Source organism: Brevibacillus invocatus, from assembly GCF_003710915.1.
Lineage (GTDB): Bacteria > Bacillota > Bacilli > Brevibacillales > Brevibacillaceae > Brevibacillus > Brevibacillus invocatus.
Genome location: NZ_RHHR01000037.1, coordinates 1 through 20019 on the forward strand (window position 1 = coordinate 1; position 20019 = coordinate 20019).

General features: G+C 50.7%; 16 protein-coding genes and 1 pseudogene. 11 read left to right on the forward strand and 6 right to left on the reverse strand.

The features are described from left to right. A pseudogene (locus EDM52_RS18615) lies at window positions 1-203 on the reverse strand (IS4 family transposase); the annotation flags it as partial. A 303-nt stretch (window positions 204-506) separates the two neighbouring features. Between EDM52_RS18615 and EDM52_RS18620 the strand changes: the two are divergent. From EDM52_RS18620 to EDM52_RS18670, 11 genes are all read left to right on the forward strand, one after another. Then, the gene (locus EDM52_RS18620; protein WP_122910456.1) at window positions 507-2738 is read left to right on the forward strand and encodes a hypothetical protein; all 2232 of its coding nucleotides are present in this window, start codon (window positions 507-509) and stop codon (window positions 2736-2738) included. A 19-nt stretch (window positions 2739-2757) separates the two neighbouring features. Further along, a complete protein-coding gene (locus tag EDM52_RS18625; RefSeq protein ID WP_122910457.1) occupies window positions 2758-3933 on the forward strand; it encodes a HEAT repeat domain-containing protein in 1176 nt (391 codons plus the stop codon). A gap of 17 nt (window positions 3934-3950) precedes the next feature. Next, window positions 3951-5393 (forward strand): glycosyltransferase family 2 protein, encoded by a 1443-nt coding sequence (locus EDM52_RS18630; RefSeq protein ID WP_122910458.1) that lies wholly within the window; start codon window positions 3951-3953, stop codon window positions 5391-5393. Continuing rightward, the gene (locus tag EDM52_RS18635) at window positions 5390-6178 is read left to right on the forward strand and encodes a response regulator transcription factor (protein WP_122910459.1); all 789 of its coding nucleotides are present in this window, start codon (window positions 5390-5392) and stop codon (window positions 6176-6178) included. Before EDM52_RS18630 ends, EDM52_RS18635 begins: the two co-directional genes overlap by 4 nt. Before the next feature lie 25 nt (window positions 6179-6203). Next, the gene (locus EDM52_RS18640) at window positions 6204-7565 is read left to right on the forward strand and encodes a nucleotide sugar dehydrogenase (protein ID WP_122910460.1); all 1362 of its coding nucleotides are present in this window, start codon (window positions 6204-6206) and stop codon (window positions 7563-7565) included. Between the two features lie 48 nt (window positions 7566-7613). Then, window positions 7614-9446 (forward strand): glutamine--fructose-6-phosphate transaminase (isomerizing), encoded by a 1833-nt coding sequence (gene glmS, locus EDM52_RS18645; RefSeq protein ID WP_122910461.1) that lies wholly within the window; start codon window positions 7614-7616, stop codon window positions 9444-9446. A 50-nt stretch (window positions 9447-9496) separates the two neighbouring features. Beyond that, on the forward strand, window positions 9497-9703 hold the full coding sequence (locus EDM52_RS18650) for a YwzD family small protein (RefSeq protein WP_122910462.1): 207 nt from the start codon (window positions 9497-9499) through the stop codon (window positions 9701-9703). Continuing rightward, window positions 9700-11067: a bifunctional UDP-N-acetylglucosamine diphosphorylase/glucosamine-1-phosphate N-acetyltransferase GlmU gene (gene glmU / locus EDM52_RS18655; protein ID WP_122910463.1), complete on the forward strand. Its 1368-nt coding sequence runs from the start codon at window positions 9700-9702 to the stop codon at window positions 11065-11067. The genes EDM52_RS18650 and glmU overlap by 4 nt, the downstream gene beginning before the upstream one ends. Before the next feature lie 5 nt (window positions 11068-11072). Further along, on the forward strand, window positions 11073-11999 hold the full coding sequence (locus EDM52_RS18660) for a hypothetical protein (RefSeq protein ID WP_122910464.1): 927 nt from the start codon (window positions 11073-11075) through the stop codon (window positions 11997-11999). Window positions 12000-12002: 3 nt separating this feature from the next. Continuing rightward, on the forward strand, window positions 12003-13697 hold the full coding sequence (locus tag EDM52_RS18665) for a hypothetical protein (RefSeq protein WP_122910465.1): 1695 nt from the start codon (window positions 12003-12005) through the stop codon (window positions 13695-13697). A 72-nt stretch (window positions 13698-13769) separates the two neighbouring features. Then, window positions 13770-14321 (forward strand): hypothetical protein, encoded by a 552-nt coding sequence (locus tag EDM52_RS18670; protein WP_122910466.1) that lies wholly within the window; start codon window positions 13770-13772, stop codon window positions 14319-14321. Between the two features lie 228 nt (window positions 14322-14549). Here the strand turns inward: EDM52_RS18670 and EDM52_RS18680 are convergent, their stop codons facing one another. From EDM52_RS18680 to EDM52_RS18700, 5 genes are all read right to left on the reverse strand, one after another. Then, window positions 14550-15500 carry a hypothetical protein gene (locus tag EDM52_RS18680; protein WP_122910467.1) on the reverse strand — a complete coding sequence of 317 codons (951 nt, stop codon included), beginning with the start codon at window positions 15498-15500 and terminating at the stop codon, window positions 14550-14552. A gap of 139 nt (window positions 15501-15639) precedes the next feature. After that, window positions 15640-16116, reverse strand: coding sequence for a GNAT family N-acetyltransferase (locus EDM52_RS18685; RefSeq protein WP_122910468.1), 477 nt, complete (start codon window positions 16114-16116; stop codon window positions 15640-15642). Window positions 16117-16122: 6 nt separating this feature from the next. Continuing rightward, entirely contained in the window at window positions 16123-17433 is a 1311-nt protein-coding gene (locus EDM52_RS18690; protein ID WP_122910469.1) for a YheC/YheD family endospore coat-associated protein, read from the reverse strand. 113 nt (window positions 17434-17546) lie between these two features. Further along, window positions 17547-18923, reverse strand: coding sequence for a YheC/YheD family endospore coat-associated protein (locus tag EDM52_RS18695; RefSeq protein WP_122910470.1), 1377 nt, complete (start codon window positions 18921-18923; stop codon window positions 17547-17549). Between the two features lie 2 nt (window positions 18924-18925). Then, complete coding sequence (locus tag EDM52_RS18700) at window positions 18926-20014, reverse strand: YheC/YheD family endospore coat-associated protein (RefSeq protein WP_122910471.1); 1089 nt, start codon at window positions 20012-20014, stop codon at window positions 18926-18928. Between the last annotated feature and the right edge of the window lie 5 nt (window positions 20015-20019).

Genomic DNA, 20019 nt, shown 5'->3' on the forward strand with positions numbered 1-20019 from the left:
TCACCTTTCTTGCTCACCAACAAGCGAATCCAGTTCTTGTGATGAAACAAGAGGACAAACACAAGTTGGAACAGATACGAGCAGGTAAAGCCAAAATTCTTTTTAAAACCTGCGGTTTTCAAGTGATGCAGCACTTTCAGTTCTTTCCAAGCCATTTTGATTTCGGCAGGGAGTTGATTGTTTTGTTGAGTTTGCTCTATCATAGAAAGGACACCTCTCCTGTATGGTAGTGATTCCTCGACACTTTCACTTTACCAAACGGAGTGGTGTTTTTCTATATTTCAAGGAGCATTCTAAAATCGGCTTTAAACTTGTTGTACCAAGGGAATACTCTCATTTTCGCTCTGCGAAAGTTGAGTTAATTAAATATATTAGTGAATTCAGTCTATGGGACAGTTGGAGCATAGTGTATACAATTTACCCAGAACCTCGACCCGAAGCACGACGAAGCAATTGCCACTCCATCGTACGCTGATAATCCGGGTATCGAAGCGGAGGTAAGCAACATGGAACAGAAAAGGAGACGTCCATATCGCTGGGTGTTCATGGTGGTGATCATGGCCATCGCAAGCACCTCGTTGTGGTTGTATTTGGATGTTAATCAAGTAGAAAGCATGGAGATCAAGAGCGGAATTCAGTTGAAATTTCGCACGAATGAGGATCAGCTGGAAATCTATCAGGGGCAAACCTGGCAGCCCTTTTTCGCGAAAGGAATCAATCTGGGAGCCTCTTTACCCGGCCATTTTCCGGGGGAGCTGCCCATTACAAAAGAGGATTACCTCCGTTGGTTCGCGATGATCGATGAGATGGGGGCTAATGTAATCCGCGTCTATACGATTCACCCCCCTGCGTTCTATGAGGCGCTCGTATCGTTTAACCAGCGCAAAGAAGGAGAGCCTCTCTATCTGATGCAGGGTATTTGGAGTCCAGAGGAACTGTTGATCGAAAAGCAGGATGCGTTCTTGCCAGAGATTCGCGATCAGTTCCAACAGGAGATACGGGATGCAGTCGGGGCTGTATATGGCGCTGTTACCCTTCCTGAAAAGAAGGGCAAGGCTGGCGGCAAGTATCGGGCCAACGCAGGACCTTACGTCATCGGGTGGCACACAGGGACAGAATGGGACCCTGTGATGGTCCAGAAAACCAATCAGATTCATAAAGAAATGGAGCCGTACCAGGGAACGTATTTCCGTGCTTCAGACCAGGCTACCGCCTTCGAGTCCTGGATCGCGGAAAAAGTGGATATCGTGGCGCAAGAGGAGAGCAAATACGGCTGGCAGCATCCGATGACGTTTACCAACTGGGTGACGACAGACCCGCTCAGCCATCCCGGGGAGCCCATCTACCATGAAGACATGGTGAGCGTCGATCCGACGCACATTGAACCGATTCATTGGGATGCGGGTTACTTTGCCTCGTACCATGTGTATCCGTACTATCCGGATTTGTTTCGTTACGATACAGGTCTGAAGACGGTGAAGAACGACACAGGGGAGATCGATACGTACAAAGCGTATTTGCGCAAGCTCAAGGCGTATCATCAAGGCATGCCTGTCATGGTTACAGAGTTCGGAGTGCCAGCTTCATGGGGCAATGCCCATTTCGGTGAACTGGGACGTGATCAGGGGGGGCATACCGAACAGCGCCAGGGAGAGATTGACGCACAGCTGATGCGGGAAATTCACTCCGAAGGCTACGCTGGAGGAATTTTGTTCGTTTGGCAGGATGAGTGGTTCAAAAAAACGTGGAATACGATGAAATTCGAGCTGCCCGAAGATCGCCGTTCCCTCTGGTTGAATGTATTGACCAATGAAAAACTGTTCGGTGTTCTTGGCATGCACGCAAGTAAAGAAGACGTGCTGACCATCGATGGTGACAAATCGGATTGGGAGAAGCTCGCAGTAGAAGAAAAGCAGAAGCTCGACGTGAAGGTGCATGGTTTTGAAGAAATATGGATGACGCATGACGAGGGCTATGTGTACGTGCTTGCACAGCTGGAGAAAGCCTTTGATCCCCTGAGCCAATCGCTTTACGTGGGTGTCGATACGTTGCCGGGTGGCAATAAAAAAGCGGCAGAGCTAGGCAGCATGACGCTGGATGAAGGCTTGGAAACCTTGATTCTACTGGGGCAAGAAGAAAGCGAGATTCGCATCGCCTCCAACTACGATTTTCACACCCGTCTGTACGGCAAAAGGTACGGAATGCTTCCCCTGAAGGAAGAAGAGCTGCGGGACAACTCGGGAGTCTTTGTTCCCTGGAAGCTGGCTGTCGGTCTGGAAATGGAACCGCCGGACAGCAAGACCTATCATCCAAAGGAAGAAGTGATTGTTGGAAACCTGCGCCGAGGAACAACAGCATGGGATCATCCCGACTACAACTCCTTGGCAGCCTGGGAGACAAAAGACAAGATCGTCGAATTGCGGATTCCCTGGATGCTGCTTGGTTTTACTGACCCCAGCTCCCTTCAGGTGATGAGCTATCAGGACGAGGGGAGAGATTTCGTCACAGAGACGACCCGAGGCATTCGAATTCTCCCCTGGATCAGCGATAAAGCAGGGGATGGACCCGGGACAGTCGAGCAGGCAGGCAATCCCTATCCGTTGACTCGTTTACCGATCTATAGCTGGGAGCCTTGGGAAGAGGTCGGTTATCACGAACGGAAAAAACAAAGCTATCCGCTGATTCAAAAAGTATTTCAGGAACTGACTGTACCTGCCACGGAAGAGATCAAACCTTGATTGGATGAGGAGTGGAAACGTGGAGACACCACTATCGTTTGCCGTCTACTTTCTTTACTTCATATGCGGAGTGACGGTGCTTGGCCTGATCTTGCTCTTGGCTCTGAAGCTTCGGCACATTGCTGCAGATAAACAGGAGAAGACGTGTCTGGAAAAATACAAAGACTACTTTATCTACTTGCAGGCCTATGGAGAAGAAGAGGAACGCCTGAAACTGCCACCCGGCAATCTCACACGAAGGGAAAAGCAGATTATCCAGAAAAAGCTGTTTGAGCTTCTGGAGCGTTTTACCGGGATTCACCGTCAAAAGCTGATCGTGCTCTGTGTGGACATGGGCTTGGAAGAACTGGATTTAAACCGGATGAACAGCTGGTGGAAATGGACGAAGATCGACGCTGCCTTCAATCTCGGTATGATGCGCTCCGGGAAAGCGGTAGAAGGGCTCCTTCACTTGCTGAAAAAAAGCGACTTCGATTCTACCATTTTCATCATCGCCCGTGCGATCGCCAAATGTGCGCGGAGCGAGAAGGATTTGCGCCAGATGGTGGAGCTGTTGGCTGCTCATCGGAAAAATTGCCACCAGTTGATCGTCGATATTTTGGGCGACAGTCATCTGGATACAGGGCCCTTGCTCGTCTCTTTCCTGAAGGAAGAGGATGCCGATCTGATCAAGATTGGATTGATTGGTCTGTCTTCCCACGCGCAGCCGAATATGGACCCGATTTTGCATGAGCTCGTCGATTCGGCTGACAAGGAAGTCAGGATCAAGGTCGTCAAGCTGTTGTGCCGCGACGTGCGCTACCTCACGGACAAGAATGTCAATCTGTTCATGACGCATCCTGATTGGGAGCTGCGTTCGATCATGGCAAAAGCGATTGGAGCCTTGGGATTGTCACAGTATATTCCATTGCTGAAGCGAGCAGTCAAAGATCCGCACTGGTGGGTCGCGCACAACAGTACGAACAGTTTGGCACAGCTGCAAGTAGAAGGCTTCATGGCACTGTGCGCGATTATGGAGGAGGAGAAGGACAGCCGCGTCCGTGAGATGGCCCATCAGGTAGTCCAAAAAGAGCTGGAGCGGGGGAAACACAACCTGGTCGATTTGGATCAGCAGATCAGCTACAACCAAAAGCTCTATTTCTACCAAAAATGGAACAGGAAATCAATGAAAACGGTCCATGCATTGGAAAAGTAGGCTGAAGGGAGGATGTTATGAGAGAGTTCTTGCTTTACTACGGGATATTCGCCACCTATTACGTCATCGTCATCAACTCGCTGTACTTCATCATTATGATGTTCTCGTTCAAGAGCATCATGGGCATTCTCAAAAGCTCCCTGTACTCACGCTTTCAGGCTTTGTCAGGCTCCAAGCATGTTCCACCGATCTCGATCCTGGTACCTGCGTACAACGAGGAGTTGACAATTATTGAGAATGTCAGGTCCTTGCTTTCACTCCATTATCCGGAGTACGAGGTCATCGTGGTCAACGACGGTTCTGGTGATGAGACCCTTCAGGTGTTGATTGAGGAATTCAAGCTTCAGGTATCGAGCAACGCGGTCTTACAGCCTGTTCTGAATACAGGGAATGTAAGAGGGATTTACCATAATCCCGCTTTCCCCAATCTTTATCTGATCGATAAGGAAAACGGAGGTAAGGCAGACTCACTCAACGCAGGGATCAACCTTTCCCACTACCCGTTGATCGCGTCTATCGATGCCGATTCGCTTTTGGAAAAGGACGCATTGATTCGCATCGCCCGCGTCTATATGGAAAATCCCGAGGAAACGGTGGCGATTGGCGGCGATATCCGCATTGCCAATGGCTGCAAGATCGAGGATGGAATCGTCAGCGAGATTCGCCTCCCTAACAAGTTTTTGCCGATGATGCAATCTGTGGAATACCTCAAGGCATTTTTGGGAGGACGGATCGGGTGGAGTGCGATCAATGGCTTGATTATCGTCTCTGGTGCCTTTGGCGTTTTTCGCAAGGATTACGTGATCAAGGTTGGCGGCTATCGCGAAGGTTACCCGGGTGAGGATATGAATATCATCATCAAACTGCACAAGTACATGCTGGAAAACAACCTTCCCTATCGCGTCGCATTTTGCCCGGATGCAGTCTGCTGGACACAGGCTCCAGACACGTGGAAGATCCTGGGCAGTCAACGTCGCAGATGGGGTCGAGGAAACCTGAAAAACATGATTGAGTACGGAAAATACATGGTGCTTCGACCCAAGTACAAAATATTTGGATTAGTGACATTGCCGTACAACATCCTTTTTGAAACACTGAACCCCTACTTCCGTATCACGGGATTATTGGCCTTGATCGGCTATACCTTGATGGATATGACGAACGTAGACGTGTTGCTTCTCTACGGGTCACTCAACATCGTCTATGGATTGTTGCTGGGAATAGGTGCGCTGTTGCTGGAAGAAATCGCGTTTCGGCGCTATCCGCGGTTTCAGGATATCGTCAAAATGCTTTTCTATACCATTCTGATGTTCTTCGGCTACCGACAGATCGGCGTGGTCTGGAGATTCCTCGGTCATATCGAATATATGCGAAATAACAACTCGTGGGGAACGATGACCCGAACCAGTTGGAAAGTCGAAGAGAACAAAACCATTTCAAGTCTGGAGGTAAGAGGATGAGTAATCTCGTAGCGACACTCTATCAGCTGATTGAAGCTTCGGAATCAAGTCATTTCCGATGCGGCATTATCCTGGTGAGCTGCAAGGATTTGAGCGTGGAAGGATTGGAGACTGTCAAAAGAGATTTAGCTCACAACAGCTCCAAAGAAGAGGCGCATTACGCTTTTGACCAAAACACGCAAGTACTGAGCATCTTTTTAAAGCATCAAAAGCTGAGCGATACCCATTTTCATGCGCTCCTGGTGAAGGATTATCTGCAGAACGCGAATCTTCTGGCTGGCAGCTTGCTGATCGCCAGCTTCGAGGAGTGCACGCGAGCGACAGGTCAACTGCTGCGAAGCATGCATCATGCTGTGATGGAGCTAGCCGGGGTTGGTGAGATCAAGCTGTTTGATCCCCAAGCAGAGGATGCTGGGGATAGTGCAGCCAGCATATTGCTCGTCAATCATGACGAGGCCGTCAACGAGTTCCTGAGCATTTATCTGGAGAGAAAAGGCTACCAGGTAATCGTCGCCAATGACGGTGTGGACGGGGTTCAGAAATACCAGGAGATGACCCCAGATCTGGTCATCACAGACCTGAACCTGCCGATCATGAATGGCTATCAGATGATAGAGAGGATCAAGCATTCGGATGCTGAGAGAGGCAGCAAGATCGTCATTCTCACAGACAAACGCTTGGAAGAAGACGTGAAAAAATCATTTGCACTCGGTGCCTCCGACTACATAACCAAACCATTTTCACCGGTTGAATTGGCGGCACGAGTAAAGCGATTGATTTCATAAAGAGAGCCAAAGGGGAGAGCCGAGTATGGGGAGATTCGAGGAATTGCAGAAAAAAATTGTGGATAGAACAGCAAAGGTTGGTGTGATCGGACTTGGATATGTTGGTCTGCCACTTGCTGTAGAGACCATCAAGGGCGGCTATACCGTCGTCGGGATCGATCTGCATCCAGGGAAAATCGATAGTTTGAAAGCAGGCGTATCCTACGTTCAGGATATTTCCAATGAGACCTTGCAGGAATGCCTGGCAACGAAACGTTTTTATCCAACAACGGATTACAGCGCCATTGAAAATCTGGATGCGATCAGCATTTGCGTCCCTACTCCGCTCAGTCCCAATCAGGACCCCGACACATCGTACATTACCAATGTTGTCAATCAGCTGAAGAAGTACATGAAACAAGGGATGCTGATTACATTGGAGAGCACCACCTATCCCGGCACGACGGAAGAGCTGATTCAGTGGGAGCTGGAAAAGCTGGGGTATCAGGCGGGAGAAGACTTCTTCCTCTGCTATTCGCCAGAACGGGTAGACCCGGGAAATCGAAATTTCAACACGCACAACACGCCGAAAATCATCGGTGGCACAACGCCGAAATGCATCGAGCTGGGCACGGCCCTCTATGGCAATCTGGTGAAGACCGTGGTTCCGGTATCCACACCAAAGGTAGCGGAAATGTCCAAGCTTTTGGAAAACACCTTCCGCAGTGTCAACATCGCCTTTATGAACGAAATGGCGTTGATGTGCGACAAAATGGGCATCAACGTGTGGGAAGTGATCAAGGCCGCTTCGACAAAGCCATTCGGATACATGCCGTTTTATCCAGGCCCAGGCATCGGTGGTCATTGCATTCCACTTGATCCGATGTACCTGTCCTGGAAAGCAAAAGGCTTCCGTTTTCACAGTCAGTTCATTGATATCGCGCAATCCATCAATGACAGCATGCCGGATTATGTCCTGCACAAGACCGTACAGGTGCTGAATCTGTACGCAAAATCGATCAACAGCTCCAAAATTCTCATCTTGGGAATGGCATACAAGCCAGACGTAGACGATCTTCGCGAGTCGCCTGGGCTGGAAATCTATGAGCAGTTCAAGAAAAACGGAGCTACCGTGGACTATTATGATCCGCATGCCAAACACTTCGTGAACAAGGCTGGACAATCTGTCCATTCTATCGACTACGATCTGGAACGGTTCCGCACCTATGATTGCATGGTGCTCATTACTAATCACAAAAGCTTTGATTATCAGGAGCTTGCTGATCTGGGAGTGGCTGTTATCGATACGCGCAATGCATTTGAAGGTGTGGAAGGCTCCCACATTTACAAGATCGGGATGGCTGTTTCGGTCCCGCAACAAAAGGAAATCGTCAGCCTGCTCGCCTAGACGACAGGCTTGACGATTCGGCCTGAACTTAAGGGAGGTAAGCATAACATGTGTGGAATTATGGGCTATATCGGATATAGAGAGGCACAGCCTCTATTGATTCACGGTCTGAGAAAACTCGAATATCGCGGCTATGATTCTGCCGGGATCGCTGTATGCGATGGAGAAAAAATCGCGGTCAGCAAAGCGAAGGGACGAATTGACGTTCTGGATCAGCACGTGCAAAAAGCAAGTCTCTCAGGAACGATGGGTATCGGCCACACCAGATGGGCGACACATGGACGTCCGTCAGATGAAAACTCCCATCCGCATACGGACGAAACAGGCAAATTTGTGCTCGTTCACAATGGCATTATCGAAAACTACCTCGATATCAAAGAAGAGTTGAGCAATGAAGGCATTGTGTTTTCATCGGAGACGGATACCGAAGTGATAGCCCACTTGCTAGCCAAGCACTACGACGGCGATCTCGTCGCGGCAGTCAGACAGGTAGCTGGAAAAATTCGCGGAGCTTACGCACTGGCAGTCATGAGTGAGTACGAACCCGACAAGCTCGTTGCAATCCGCTATGCCAGTCCTTTGATCATCGGTGTGGGTGACAATGAAAAGTTCATTGGCTCCGACATCCCGGCTATTCTGGAGCATACACGTGATGTCTACGTCATGGAGGATGGCGATCTGGCCATCCTGACCCCGGATTCACTGCTGCTACAGGATATCGATACCGGTCAGCCGATCGACCGCAAACAAATCCGGATTGAATGGGACAAGGAACAAGCTGAAAAAGACGGCTTTGATCACTACATGCTCAAGGAGATCCATGAGCAGCCGCGTTCACTTCGCAATACGATGGCAGGACGGATCGACGAAGCCAAGCGGGAAATTGCGATGCCAGACCTGGGGCTTTTGCCAGAAGCCGTGAAGGAGATCGAGAAAATCTATATCGTGGCTTGCGGTACCGCTTATCACGCGGGCATGATCGGGAAGCACGTGTTTGAAAGTCTGGCGCACATCCCAGTCGAGGTGGATGTCGCCTCCGAGTTTCGCTACCGAAATCCGCTTTTCTCACAGAAAATGCTCACTGTCGTCGTGAGTCAATCCGGTGAGACGGCAGATACCCTGGCTGCGCTGCGTGAAGCACAGCGAAACGGCTCCCGCGTATTGGCAATCACCAACGTCGTGGGAAGCTCCATCGCGCGCGAGGCAGATTACGTCATCACGACAAACGCCGGGCCAGAGATCGCAGTAGCCTCGACCAAAGCCTATACGTCTCAGGTCATTGCCTTTTATTTGCTGGGTCTGTACTTTGCCCAGGTAAAACAGACCATTGCTGCAAATGAAAGAGAGGCTCTGCTGCATGCCATGACCCAGCTACCTGACCAGGTGGAGAAAATCTTGACGCATGCGGACGAAATTCGCGCGTATGCAGCATCTATCAAAGATGAAAGCCAGATGTTCTTTATCGGTCGCGGTCTCGATTACGCCGTTTCTCTGGAAGGCTCTCTGAAGCTGAAGGAAATTTCCTACATCCATTCGGAAGCTTATGCGGCTGGGGAATTGAAGCACGGGACCCTGGCCTTGATCGAAGAAGGGACACGAGTGGTTGCGCTGTCTACCCAAGCCCATTTGCACGAAAAAATGGTCAGCAATATTACAGAGATCAAAGCCAGAGGAGCGGTCGTATTGGGCATAGCGCTGGAAGACAACATGGAATTGCACCGCTCGGTGGATGACGTATGCCTGATCCCGGCGACGCACCCGCTCCTGGCACCGATTCTGAGTGTCATCCCGCTCCAGCTCATCTCGTATTACACGGCTGTAGCTTTGGGTAATGATGTGGATCGGCCTCGCAATCTGGCCAAGAGTGTAACGGTCGAGTAGCGTTTTCCAAAGGACGGTATTCACAATAAGATGACGAGGAGGTCCGTCACATGAGCAACTCGGATGGAAGGTTGAATCAGGAGACCCTGCTTCAGATCATGCTTCAGGCTTATCAGCTTGGCATGCAGAAAAAAGAGATCGATTCCCGCATGATCATCGACAGTTTAACCACTGCATTGAAACCGTACTTCCCGCAGGAGGAGCAAGTGGGGCGGGCCACTCTCAGCACGAGAAGTCAACAGGAGGCGATTGGATGAGTGTTCATGCTGTAGTTCTGGCAGCCGGAAAAGGCACGCGTATGAAGTCAAACCTCTACAAAGTCATGCATCCCGTATGCGGAAAACCGATGATCGAGCATGTGGTTGATCTGCTGGAGGATATGGCCTTGAGTCATCTGGTCGTCGTCATCGGGCACGGCGCAGAAGCTGTGAAGGAACACTTGGGAGCAAGAGTAGAGTACGCATTCCAACCGGAGCAGCTGGGGACGGCCCACGCCGCATCGATGAGCAGTCCGATCCTGCAAGACAAAGAAGGAGTGACCATCGTCCTTAATGGAGATACCCCGTTAGTCAGAAAAGAGACACTGCAAAAGCTGGTTCTCCACCATTTGAGCAAGCAAGCAGCTGCTACCGTACTGACCTCCATCGTAGACGATCCTACCGGATATGGACGAATCATCCGTGATGAAAACGGAGACGTGCGAAAAATCGTCGAAGAGAAAGATGCAACCCTAGGACAAAAGAAAGTGTGCGAGATCAGCACGGGTATCTTTTGCTTCGACAATCAAAAGCTGTTCCAGAGCTTGCCGCAGATCAAGAACGACAACGCCCAGGGAGAGTACTACCTCCCCGATGTCATCGCGATTTTGCAGGAGCAATCCTGCACCGTATCCGGCTGCATCTGCGAAGATCCTGATGAGGGAACAGGTGTGAACGATCGCATCCAGCTTGCCCATACGGAAAAGCTGCTCCGCAAGCGGATCAATGAAGGACATATGCGCAACGGCGTCACCATTATTGATCCAGCCACGACGTACATTGAGGCGGATGTGCAGATTGGACAAGATTCGGTGATCTATCCGGGCAGCTTTTTATGCGGAAACACGCGGATCGCGGAAGGCTGCAGAATCGGTCCTCATGTGCATCTGACTGATTGTCAAGTGGATCAGGGGGTAAACCTTTCCTTTTCCACGGTAGCGGGGAGCGCGATTCATGCACAGGCTTCTGTCGGGCCCTATGCCTATATCCGTCCGGGATCAGACGTCGGCGTTGGAGCGAAAGTCGGTGATTTCGTGGAGTTGAAGAACACACGTCTTGGCGATTATTCCAAGGTGTCGCATCTCTCGTACCTCGGAGACAGTGAGGTAGGCAGCCATGTCAACATCGGATGCGGAACCATTTCGGTGAACGATGACGGGACAACCAAACAGAAGACGACGATTGAGGATCATTCCTTTATCGGCTGCAATGTCAATCTGATCGCTCCGGTAACGGTCGGGGCAGGTGCATACGTAGCAGCGGGCTCTACGATCACAGACCACGTCCCGAGCAAAGCGTTGGCGATAGCCAGAGAGCGGCAAGTGAACAAGGAAAACTACCGCAAAAAAGTGGAGATGACCTAGGCAGGATGACCAAAACGTGGCTAGGGCGAACAAGCCTCCGCAAAAAACGGTTATGGCTGCCGCTGCTGCTCACTTTGCTGCTGATTTTCCTGTCCGTGGTCACGCAAAGACCAACGCTGACCAAGGCGACATGGATATGGGATGCCCAACTGATCGCTTCCCAGCCAGAGGAAATCGTTGCCTTTGCCAAACAGAACCAGATCAACCTGATTTATTTGCAAATCAAGCCAGTCGAGATCTCTCCTCGGGACTACCGCACCTTCAACCGGCTCGCGAGTCGCGCAGGGATCAAGGTCGAGGCGCTAAGCGGAGATCCCAATTGGGTGTTTATGCGCAATCGCGACAGTATCGGCGACCTCATCGCTTGGGTAAAGGCGTTTAATAACAGGGTAGCGGAAGACGAACGATTTCAGGGCATTCATGTCGATATTGAGCCGTATCTCCTTCCTGAATGGAAGAAGGAGAGGGACGGTGTCGTGCTTCAATGGATGAAGAATATGGAGTATCTGGTCGCTGAGACGAAAAAGGACACCAGTCTGTTGGTCAGCGCGGATCTTCCCTTTTGGATTGATTCGGTCCATGTCCCTGGAACACAAGAACCATTGAGCAGCTGGATGCTTCAAAGGCTGGACAGCATCACGCTGATGGCCTATCGCAATTTCGCAGATGGACCCAATGGCATCTTGAGCATCGTGGAAAAAATCGTCGACGATGCGAACGACCAGAAGCAAAGATCGGTCATTGTTGGGGTCAACATCCTGGATTCCGGGGAAGGGGCTCACGTCAGCTTTCATGAGCGTGGAACGGAGGAAATGATGAGCGAGCTGGCAATCCTGCACCGGGCACTTGCTGACAACCCAGGTTATGGCGGCAGTGCAATCCATGATTATGAAAGCTGGAAGCAGGTAAGTCAAAGAGAGGAGAAGCTGTGATGAATGAAAGCCAAGAGCCTAACATTTAGCTTTCTCTGCCTCACGATCGGCTTTTTATTCGGCTTTTCCTCAGCGGATCAGAAGAGTAAAGCCACCTGGATCTGGCAGTCTGAGAAGATCGGGGAGGAGAGACAGGAGATACTCGATTTTTCCAGAGAGAACAACATCGATATCATCTACTTGCGCTTTGACATGTCCAGATCCTTTGCCTATTACCGTTCTTTCATCAGTGAAGCGTATGCGCAAGGGATCAGGGTCCATGCGGTAGCGGGTCATCCGGCCTGGGCATTGGAGGCACGCCAGGCGCGAATGCTGCAAATCGTCGATTGGGTGAAGGAGTACAACCTAGAGGCATCCACGGAAGAACGCATTCACGGGATTCAATTGGATATTGAGCCGTACCTGCTGAAGCAGTGGAATCAAGATCGTGTACAGGTCGTGCGTGAATGGCAAGCCAACATGCGTGTATTCACAGAAGCAGTCAAGCAGGACTCCGATCTGGAGACAAGTGCCGCATTGGCGTTTTGGCTGGACGAAATTCCTTCTGAGGACGGAGAGGAAGCGCCTCTTTCCACCTGGATGATTCGTCAATTCGATACGCTTGCGATCATGGCTTATCGAGATCAGATGACGGGTCCCAACGGTATTCTGTCATTGATAGAGTCAGAGATGGAGGATGCCGACCGGATGGGCAAAAAGATGCTGGTAGCTGTTAACCTCAAACACATGGACGAGGACCATACGACGTTCGCAGAAGAGGGGACGGACGAGATGGAGAAGCAGCTGGAGCTTTTCCCGCAACACCTGGAACAGCATCCTTCCTACGCAGGAGTAGCCATACACGACTACAGGTATTGGAAGGAGCTGGCCCCTGCTACGATTCCTCCAGAAAAGCCTTCCCACTATCTAGGTACGTACATTTGGCGGGCAGAGCTGCTGCATACAGAAAAAGAGGAAATTCTCGCTTTTACCAAAGAGCATGATATCAACCTCTTGTACATACGGATCGATATGAGCTTATCCACCTCCAAATACCGTGAATTTATTCAGGAAGCAAGAGCTGCAGGAATAGAGGTTCACGCGATGGGAGGACATCCGATCTGGGCTCTGGAGGAGAGTCGCGGCAAGATTCTCAGATTGGTCAAATGGGTTAAGCAATATAACGAGAGTGTAGGTGAGGATGAGCGATTTGATGGTGTTCATCTGGACATCGAGCCTTACGTCATGCCGATTTGGCGTACAGACAAAGAAGGACTGCTGCGCCAATGGATGGAGAACATCCAGGCTTTTGTTCAAGAGATGGAACAAAGTCCAAAGCTGAAAACAAGCGTCGACTTAGCCGCCTGGCTGGATAATTCGCCGACTCCCGGACAGCCAGACTTGCCATTCAGCCATTGGATGATCAGTCAGCTGGACCACACGACGATGATGGCATTCCGTGATTTCGCAGAGGGACCCGGCGGTATATTGAGTCTGGTGGACAGTGAAATCAAGTACGCGGAGAGCATTGGTAAAGAAGTGATTGTCGCCGTCGAAATGAAAGAGAGTCATGAAGGCAAGTACGTATCCTTCTACGAGGAAGGGAAAGCGGAGATGATGAAGCAGCTTGACCTCGTGACGCGAGCGCTGCAAGTGTATTCTTCCTTTAAAGGCATTGCCGTTCACGCTTATGAATACTGGAAACATGCAAAAGAATAATCCTTCTGGGGCAGTAACCTGGCGTCTCCTGTTGTACAATAAGGAAAAGGCAACAGGAGAGGATACAAGACGATGCGTGATGTGCCGAACCGTTATCAGGGACTGCCTCCTCGAACATCAGACATGCTGTACAATATCGTCCGTAAGTTTTACCGAGGTGCTGTCAGCCACTACGATCTGATTCAGGAAAAAAAAGAAGAGGTGCGCGTTGCCTGTCAAAAGAGTCACGGGAACCAAAATGATGCGCAACTGCTTCAAGCGCTGACGACCTTGTTTCTGGAGTTTCATTTTTATGTGACCTGCTGGCTGCAGATCGAGCTTGCCTTGTACCGATTGGCGAAGAAGGATGAGGCGCTAGCCAAGGTCCGTGAGGCGTTTTTGCCTGTGTTGGAAAAACATCTAGCTGTAAGGCAACAACTGGAGCAAACGGAAGCGTGTGTCTCGGCGCAGCTTGAGCAAGAAGGGGATATCGCCACCTTGATCGAGCAGGATGCCTACCGCTTTGGCGCGATCACATTTACGGTGGATGAACAAAGCTTGCAGAGCCTACATGCCCTATATCAAGCGATTCAAGCGGCTCGACAGGAAGCTGCGGAAAATGAGGGTGTTCCGAAAGTAGAGTAATGTTCAACAAAACGCTTGAACAGCAAGAAGATTCGATACGACATGTACTGGAAAATGAGGGGCGAAAGGTCAAGGAATTCAAACGAAGCGACGATGACTATATCGATGATATTCTCATGTACAAATTTGTATAGAAAAAAGGAGGTTGCCCGCAAGCCTGAAGACTTGCGACAACCTCCTTTTCATTCCACACGGAAGAAATCTCCATTGAGGTATGCTTACCTGATCTTAGAAGCTGCCTGGAAAGATCGAGCCTGTATGCGCTGGAGCTTGTCCTGCATTCAGGGAGCGCACCTCTTGCACGTTTGTACCAGCAAAGTTCGGTGAGAAGACCGATTGTGCGCCTGCTCCGAACGGGCTTGAATAAGCTTGGAGCTGCTGTGGCTGCTGGGAGTGGTACGATTGTTGCTGTTGGTATCCGCCAGACATTAGAGACGGGGAGGAGTAACCCGCTTGATTGTTTTGACGAACCTCCTGTGCATTGGTACCTGCGAAGCCAGGGGAGAACACGCTTCCGGTGCTGGCACTGAATGGCTGAGCTTGCATCTGGGCTGCGTAACCGATGCTGTTTTGTCCAGCATAGCCAGTGTTATTGCGAGCTTGAACCTCTTGTGTATTGGTACCCGCAAAGCCCGGGGAGTAAATGCTTCCAACTCCTCCGCTGTAGAGCTGAGCTTGGCCTTGGGCAGCGTATCCGCTTTGCATAGGCAGTGCGTTCATGCTGCTGTAGCCGGTGTAGCTGCTGTTGTTGAGGGCTTGGACCTCCTGCGTGTTCGTTCCGGCGAAGCCAGGAGAGAAGATTGAGTTAGCCTGCATGCCGTAAGATGGCTGGAAGGCAGCCTGGTTTTGCTGGAAGCCACCCATTTGTGCTTGTTGATAGTTTTGCTGTGGAGCGGCATAGCCAGCGTTGAGCTGTCTTACCTCTTGCGTGTTGGTGTTTGCAAAGCCTGGCTGAAACATCGATTGTGCTGAAGCGCTGCCAAGGTTTCCGCTGTACGACATCGTTCCGTATGTAGGGGTGATAGATGCCTGAGTGTGGCCACCTTGATTCCAGTGCTGCACCTCTTGTGTGTTGGTGCCGGCATAGCCTGGCTGGAACATGGAATTGGCAGATTGCGGAATGCTGGATAGTTGATTTTGCTGATTAGTCATCATGTTGTTGATTGTGTTGTAGGTCATGATTGACCACCTCCTGCCATTACTTTTTACCAAGGATTGCAAGCTGATACATGAATAAACATAGCAAGAGAATTTCAAAAACTTGGTCTATCCATCCTTGAAATCACCCTCTTGTACCATCAAAAAACATGCCGGTCCATTAGCCGGCATGTTCCTGCAAATCCTCTGGTTTCCAATGACCATGAGCAAGCCATAGGGTTGGCTTGCCAGTCGGCCCGATCGAAGCTTTTACCAGTTCAAACCCCAGGCTTCGAAATAAAGCCAGGCTTGCTTCATTATCCATCGCGACTCGCACGTACAATTTGGGCAATAGCTGACATGTATATGCAGTCAAGGATTTGCCAATTCCGCGATGGCGGTATCGTTTGTCTACGACGAGAAAGGAGTGCTGCAAACCGAACCGGCAGACTGCGAACAAACCGACTACCTGCTTGCCGCGCATGGCCAGCACCAGACTGGATTCATGAGATGAGAGCATCTTGGGCTTTAGCTTGTCGAGCCAATCCAGAGCTTGCTTGGTGATCCGCCGATCTCCTTCCTGTCGGACAAAACGAAGCAGGGTGGCTTGCGATTCAGCCAATGCTTGTGGGGGTAATTGTAGGTATTTCAGTTTCATAGTCCTCTATCCTGCCTGTACTCCACGTCCGTTTTGCAAACGGGAGACGTATTGTGCGTAATGAATCAGATTGGAAAGGGAAAGCCGACGTATTGCGGGTTCATCGAATTTTTCCGGTTTTGCATTGGCTTCGAAAAACCAGATACTCCCATCGGTAGTCAGCCCCAAATCCATCGACATCTCGGCCAGATCCTTGATCTCATTGTGCAAGGAACCGGCTATGGTGAGGGCGGTCTGATGGATGCTCTCCTCTACTTTTTGCGCGTCATCTGGAAACAGCGCTTGTAGAACGCTGGAAAGAGAGTGGATGGAGCCGCCGCGAGGAACATGGGTCGTGATGCTCTGGGAACCTGCTCGTCGGATTCCGACCCCTGTCACACCCCACTCACCTTTGCCGTCTTTTTGGACGAGAACGCGCAGGTCAAAAGGCTTTCCACGATAGCGCGCCCGTCTGATTCCTTGCTGCATAATGTATTTCTTTTGCCGCACATGCCCTTTTACGTACTTCCAAAGATCCTCCAGATTGGAAAAACGGCGTGTGATGGCTTTATAGTCTTTTAGGCGCTGGACACGCCAGCCTTCGTTTTTGTACTCAATCCTCATGATTCCTTCGCCTGCTTTGCCACGAACGGGTTTGAGGTACACAAAGTGATGCTCGGAGCAAAAATGGCGGAAGCGGGCAAGTGTATCGAGTTTCTTGGTGTCAGGGAGATTGGGCTGGACTTCAGGGTATTCCTTCAAGATCGAAAATAGCTCCTGCTTATCAAAGAAACAGCGATTGAATAGAGTTACATTGGGCATCTCATTCACTTTCTCCAAGGTTTGGCGCACTTTTGTCTGCTGCTCTGCCTTTCGCGTAGGTATGCGGTTGTAGATCACATGCGGAAAGGGCATCACCACGTTCTGCCAGGTGTGATCTCGATCGTTGTACAGAAAACCGCGAACTCGCTTTTTCTCCCAATTGATGCCTTGGGGGGTGAAGACGAACACCAATGCACCCCATTTTTTCCCCGATAAACAGATATCTCTGAAGTTATCCCGATTCCCGACGAAAGTAGCCCCTTCTCCGACAGTCAGGATGCCAAGGATCGGTCCAATTCGCAGTGAATGGTTGATCATCTTCCAGTTGATCCGGGTGCGGATGCGACCAGGCTGTTGACTAGGGAGCCCTGTGTACAGCCGTTTTTGCTGAGAGAAGGGACCCAGACTGGCGATCAGTGGCTTGCCTCCACGTTTTGCTAATGCTTGACGCGGAAGCTGGACAAACCACTTGCCGCTGGGGAGGATGGTCAGCCACCCGGAGCGCAATTGAGGCATGGGTGTTCCTCCTTCCGTAAAAAACTATTATTGTGGACAGTTCCAGTTACCTTGCCAAGCGTCACAGAAATGATAAGCGAGTGCTTATCATTTCTGTGCGTGTCGGACATCGGTCAAAAATTGGCCAGGTAGCAACTGTAATCCACGAGGAGCTTGCGGGATTCCTGATCAGCATGCTTCAGCCTTGCGTGCTTGAAGATTGATCGGCCTGGCTTGGAATTGGCTTCGAACATCCAGACGTGGCCGTGTGTGTCGATACCCATATCCAGGCCTAATTCACCCAGATCCATTCCTTTCGCTTGTTCGATTGCTTGTGCCAGACGAATGGACGCATCCTTGATCCGCTCCGTCATCAGGGCTTTTTGCCTTCCGAACAGATGGGTCAGCAGTTCGTCCCCGGGGATCACGGTCCCGCCTGTGCGAACATGTGTCGTGACACTGCCAGACCCAGCGACTTTTGCTGCTGTGCAGGAGACGACCCATTCATTGAGCTGGTTTTTATGCAGGTGGACACGAAAATCAAAAGGACGTCCGTGGAAGGTCAGAAGAGAAATCCCTTGCTGGGCCAGATAGCCACTTACTCGACGGGTACGGAATACGTGCTGATAGAGAGAGGCGAGCTTGGTAAAGTGGCGTTTTACATTACCGCTCCCAGTGTGATAAGAAGCCTCGTAGCCTTTCCCAGGTTGGTGAACGACCTTGACGATGCCATAGCCCAGGCTGCCGTTTTTGGGCTTGAGATAGACGATGGGGTATTTTTTCAACAGATTGCGTACGGTTTGCAAGGATGGGGAAGTGTAGGTCTCGGGAATGTGTTCATTTACTTCCGGGTTGGGATACAACAGCTGATGGACGCGCCATTTGTTAAAAAAGCCTTGGTTGAACACCGGCATATGCGGATAGCCAGCCAGCTTGTATTTAAATTCACGGACAGATTCATGCTTCTCTGCAGAACGTGATGGAATCCTGTCGTAGACGACATCAGGCATGGCAGTCGTCCGTTTGCGCCAGACGTAGCCTCCTTTTTTGCTGCGCTGCAGGAACCAGGCTGAGACCAGATTGTTGTTCCAGTCCACATCATGCGGAGAAAAGATGTAGTAGAAAACGCCCTTGCCTTCTTGCGCCTGTAAAAGCTTGTGAAAAAACGAGGTTCTGGGGCCAATCGGCTGCTTGGAGTCTTTGCGTATGCCTGTCGTCACAATACCGATCGCAGGACCGATACGCAGGACGTCCCCTTCCCGCTTTAGATTGATGAGCCCACCGTGCGGGATACCGAGTTCTGATCGCAGCAGACTGGTTACCTTGACGATGGTACTGTCTGGATTTTGTCTATCTTGAAGGACTGTTGCTACGACTTCCTTTTTACCCAGCATGATCGTTATTTTTTGGCGGGGACGAAGCTGCAGCTTCTGACAGAGATGAATCGGCAGGATGATCCCACAAACATGGGGATGGGTAAGGAAGCGTAGCCGCACTCTGGTTGTTTCCATGCTTAGTAACCTCCTACACGCTCTTTCATGAGATAGTTGGCGTAACGAACCGGTTGAGTCATGGAATGATGCTTGGCGACAGGGTCGTTGATCATTTGAAAGACGGTTCGCCCTGGTCTGCTGTTGACTTCAATAACCCACACATTTCCGGCTCGATCGATGCCGACGTCAATCCCCAGCTCGACCAGTCTGCCGTGGGATTGCTCCAGAAAAGCAGGGAGTTCGCTTGCCAATCGGTTTACTTGTTGTTCGATTCGCACTTTGAGAGAGGGTTTGAAATGTCTGGCGAGAAAAGCCTCAAGCGGGACGGCTTTCCCTCCGCCGTGCAGGTTGGATGTGATGCTCCGCGGATCTCCCAGGCGCACGGCTTTGCCTGTGGTTTCCCATTCTCCGCGGCCGTTTTTTTGCACGAGGACTCGGACATCAAAGGGAGTGCCATCTGCCGTGTGTAGCTCGAGATAGGGCTGGACGAGGAATTTGCGCCCTGCTGTGAATGTAGATAGAAAGAGTTTTAGTTTGGGGCGTCCCTTGATAACACGACGAAAGGGCTGATTTTCTCGCCCTCGTCCCGAGATTTCAAATCCGTTGTCAACCACTTTGATTCGGACGACGCCGATACCATGCGTTCCAGCTGTCGGCTTGATGATTGCGGCACCGTATTGGTCCAGCGTCTGCTCCAGATGGGCTAGGGTATAAAGCTGGGTGGGTGGCAGGTACGGAGCGAGCTCGCGTGATTTGCTCAGCATCTGCTGCACCTGCCATTTACCGGACAGGCCATATCCCAAAAAAGAGATCGCAGGGTCATTTTGCAACTTTTCGACAAATGGTTTATAGTGGCGGTATGATGGGCCGATAAAGCAGCGGTCATAGACGAGGGCAGGAAGCGGAAAGGTCCCGCTTTGCCAGGCACCATTGCGGTATTCGAAGCCCTTCACGGTTCGTGTGGCATAATCAACTTTGCGCGGAGAAAAGACAAAGACGCGAATTCCTTGTTTACGTCCGAAGAGGGTCAGCTTTCTGTAGTACCCCTTGTCGACAAAGTGAGAGCCTTGACAACGAGTCATAATGCCCAAGCTTCTGTTTGCAGGCATGGATG

Excerpts from the sequence above, each read along its gene's own strand:
- EDM52_RS18620 (WP_122910456.1), top strand. The coding sequence starts at position 507 with ATGGAACAGAAAAGGAGACGTCCATATCGCTGGGTGTTCATGGTGGTG.
- EDM52_RS18630 (WP_122910458.1), top strand. The coding sequence starts at position 3,951 with ATGAGAGAGTTCTTGCTTTACTACGGGATATTCGCCACCTATTACGTC.
- EDM52_RS18635 (WP_122910459.1), top strand. The coding sequence starts at position 5,390 with ATGAGTAATCTCGTAGCGACACTCTATCAGCTGATTGAAGCTTCGGAA.
- EDM52_RS18640 (WP_122910460.1), top strand. The coding sequence starts at position 6,204 with ATGGGGAGATTCGAGGAATTGCAGAAAAAAATTGTGGATAGAACAGCA.
- glmS (WP_122910461.1), top strand. The coding sequence starts at position 7,614 with ATGTGTGGAATTATGGGCTATATCGGATATAGAGAGGCACAGCCTCTA.
- EDM52_RS18650 (WP_122910462.1), top strand. The coding sequence starts at position 9,497 with ATGAGCAACTCGGATGGAAGGTTGAATCAGGAGACCCTGCTTCAGATC.
- glmU (WP_122910463.1), top strand. The coding sequence starts at position 9,700 with ATGAGTGTTCATGCTGTAGTTCTGGCAGCCGGAAAAGGCACGCGTATG.
- EDM52_RS18660 (WP_122910464.1), top strand. The coding sequence starts at position 11,073 with ATGACCAAAACGTGGCTAGGGCGAACAAGCCTCCGCAAAAAACGGTTA.
- EDM52_RS18665 (WP_122910465.1), top strand. The coding sequence starts at position 12,003 with ATGAAAGCCAAGAGCCTAACATTTAGCTTTCTCTGCCTCACGATCGGC.
- EDM52_RS18670 (WP_122910466.1), top strand. The coding sequence starts at position 13,770 with ATGCGTGATGTGCCGAACCGTTATCAGGGACTGCCTCCTCGAACATCA.
- EDM52_RS18680 (WP_122910467.1), bottom strand. The coding sequence starts at position 15,500 with ATGACCTACAACACAATCAACAACATGATGACTAATCAGCAAAATCAA.
- EDM52_RS18685 (WP_122910468.1), bottom strand. The coding sequence starts at position 16,116 with ATGAAACTGAAATACCTACAATTACCCCCACAAGCATTGGCTGAATCG.
- EDM52_RS18690 (WP_122910469.1), bottom strand. The coding sequence starts at position 17,433 with ATGCCTCAATTGCGCTCCGGGTGGCTGACCATCCTCCCCAGCGGCAAG.
- EDM52_RS18695 (WP_122910470.1), bottom strand. The coding sequence starts at position 18,923 with ATGGAAACAACCAGAGTGCGGCTACGCTTCCTTACCCATCCCCATGTT.
- EDM52_RS18700 (WP_122910471.1), bottom strand. The coding sequence starts at position 20,014 with ATGCCTGCAAACAGAAGCTTGGGCATTATGACTCGTTGTCAAGGCTCT.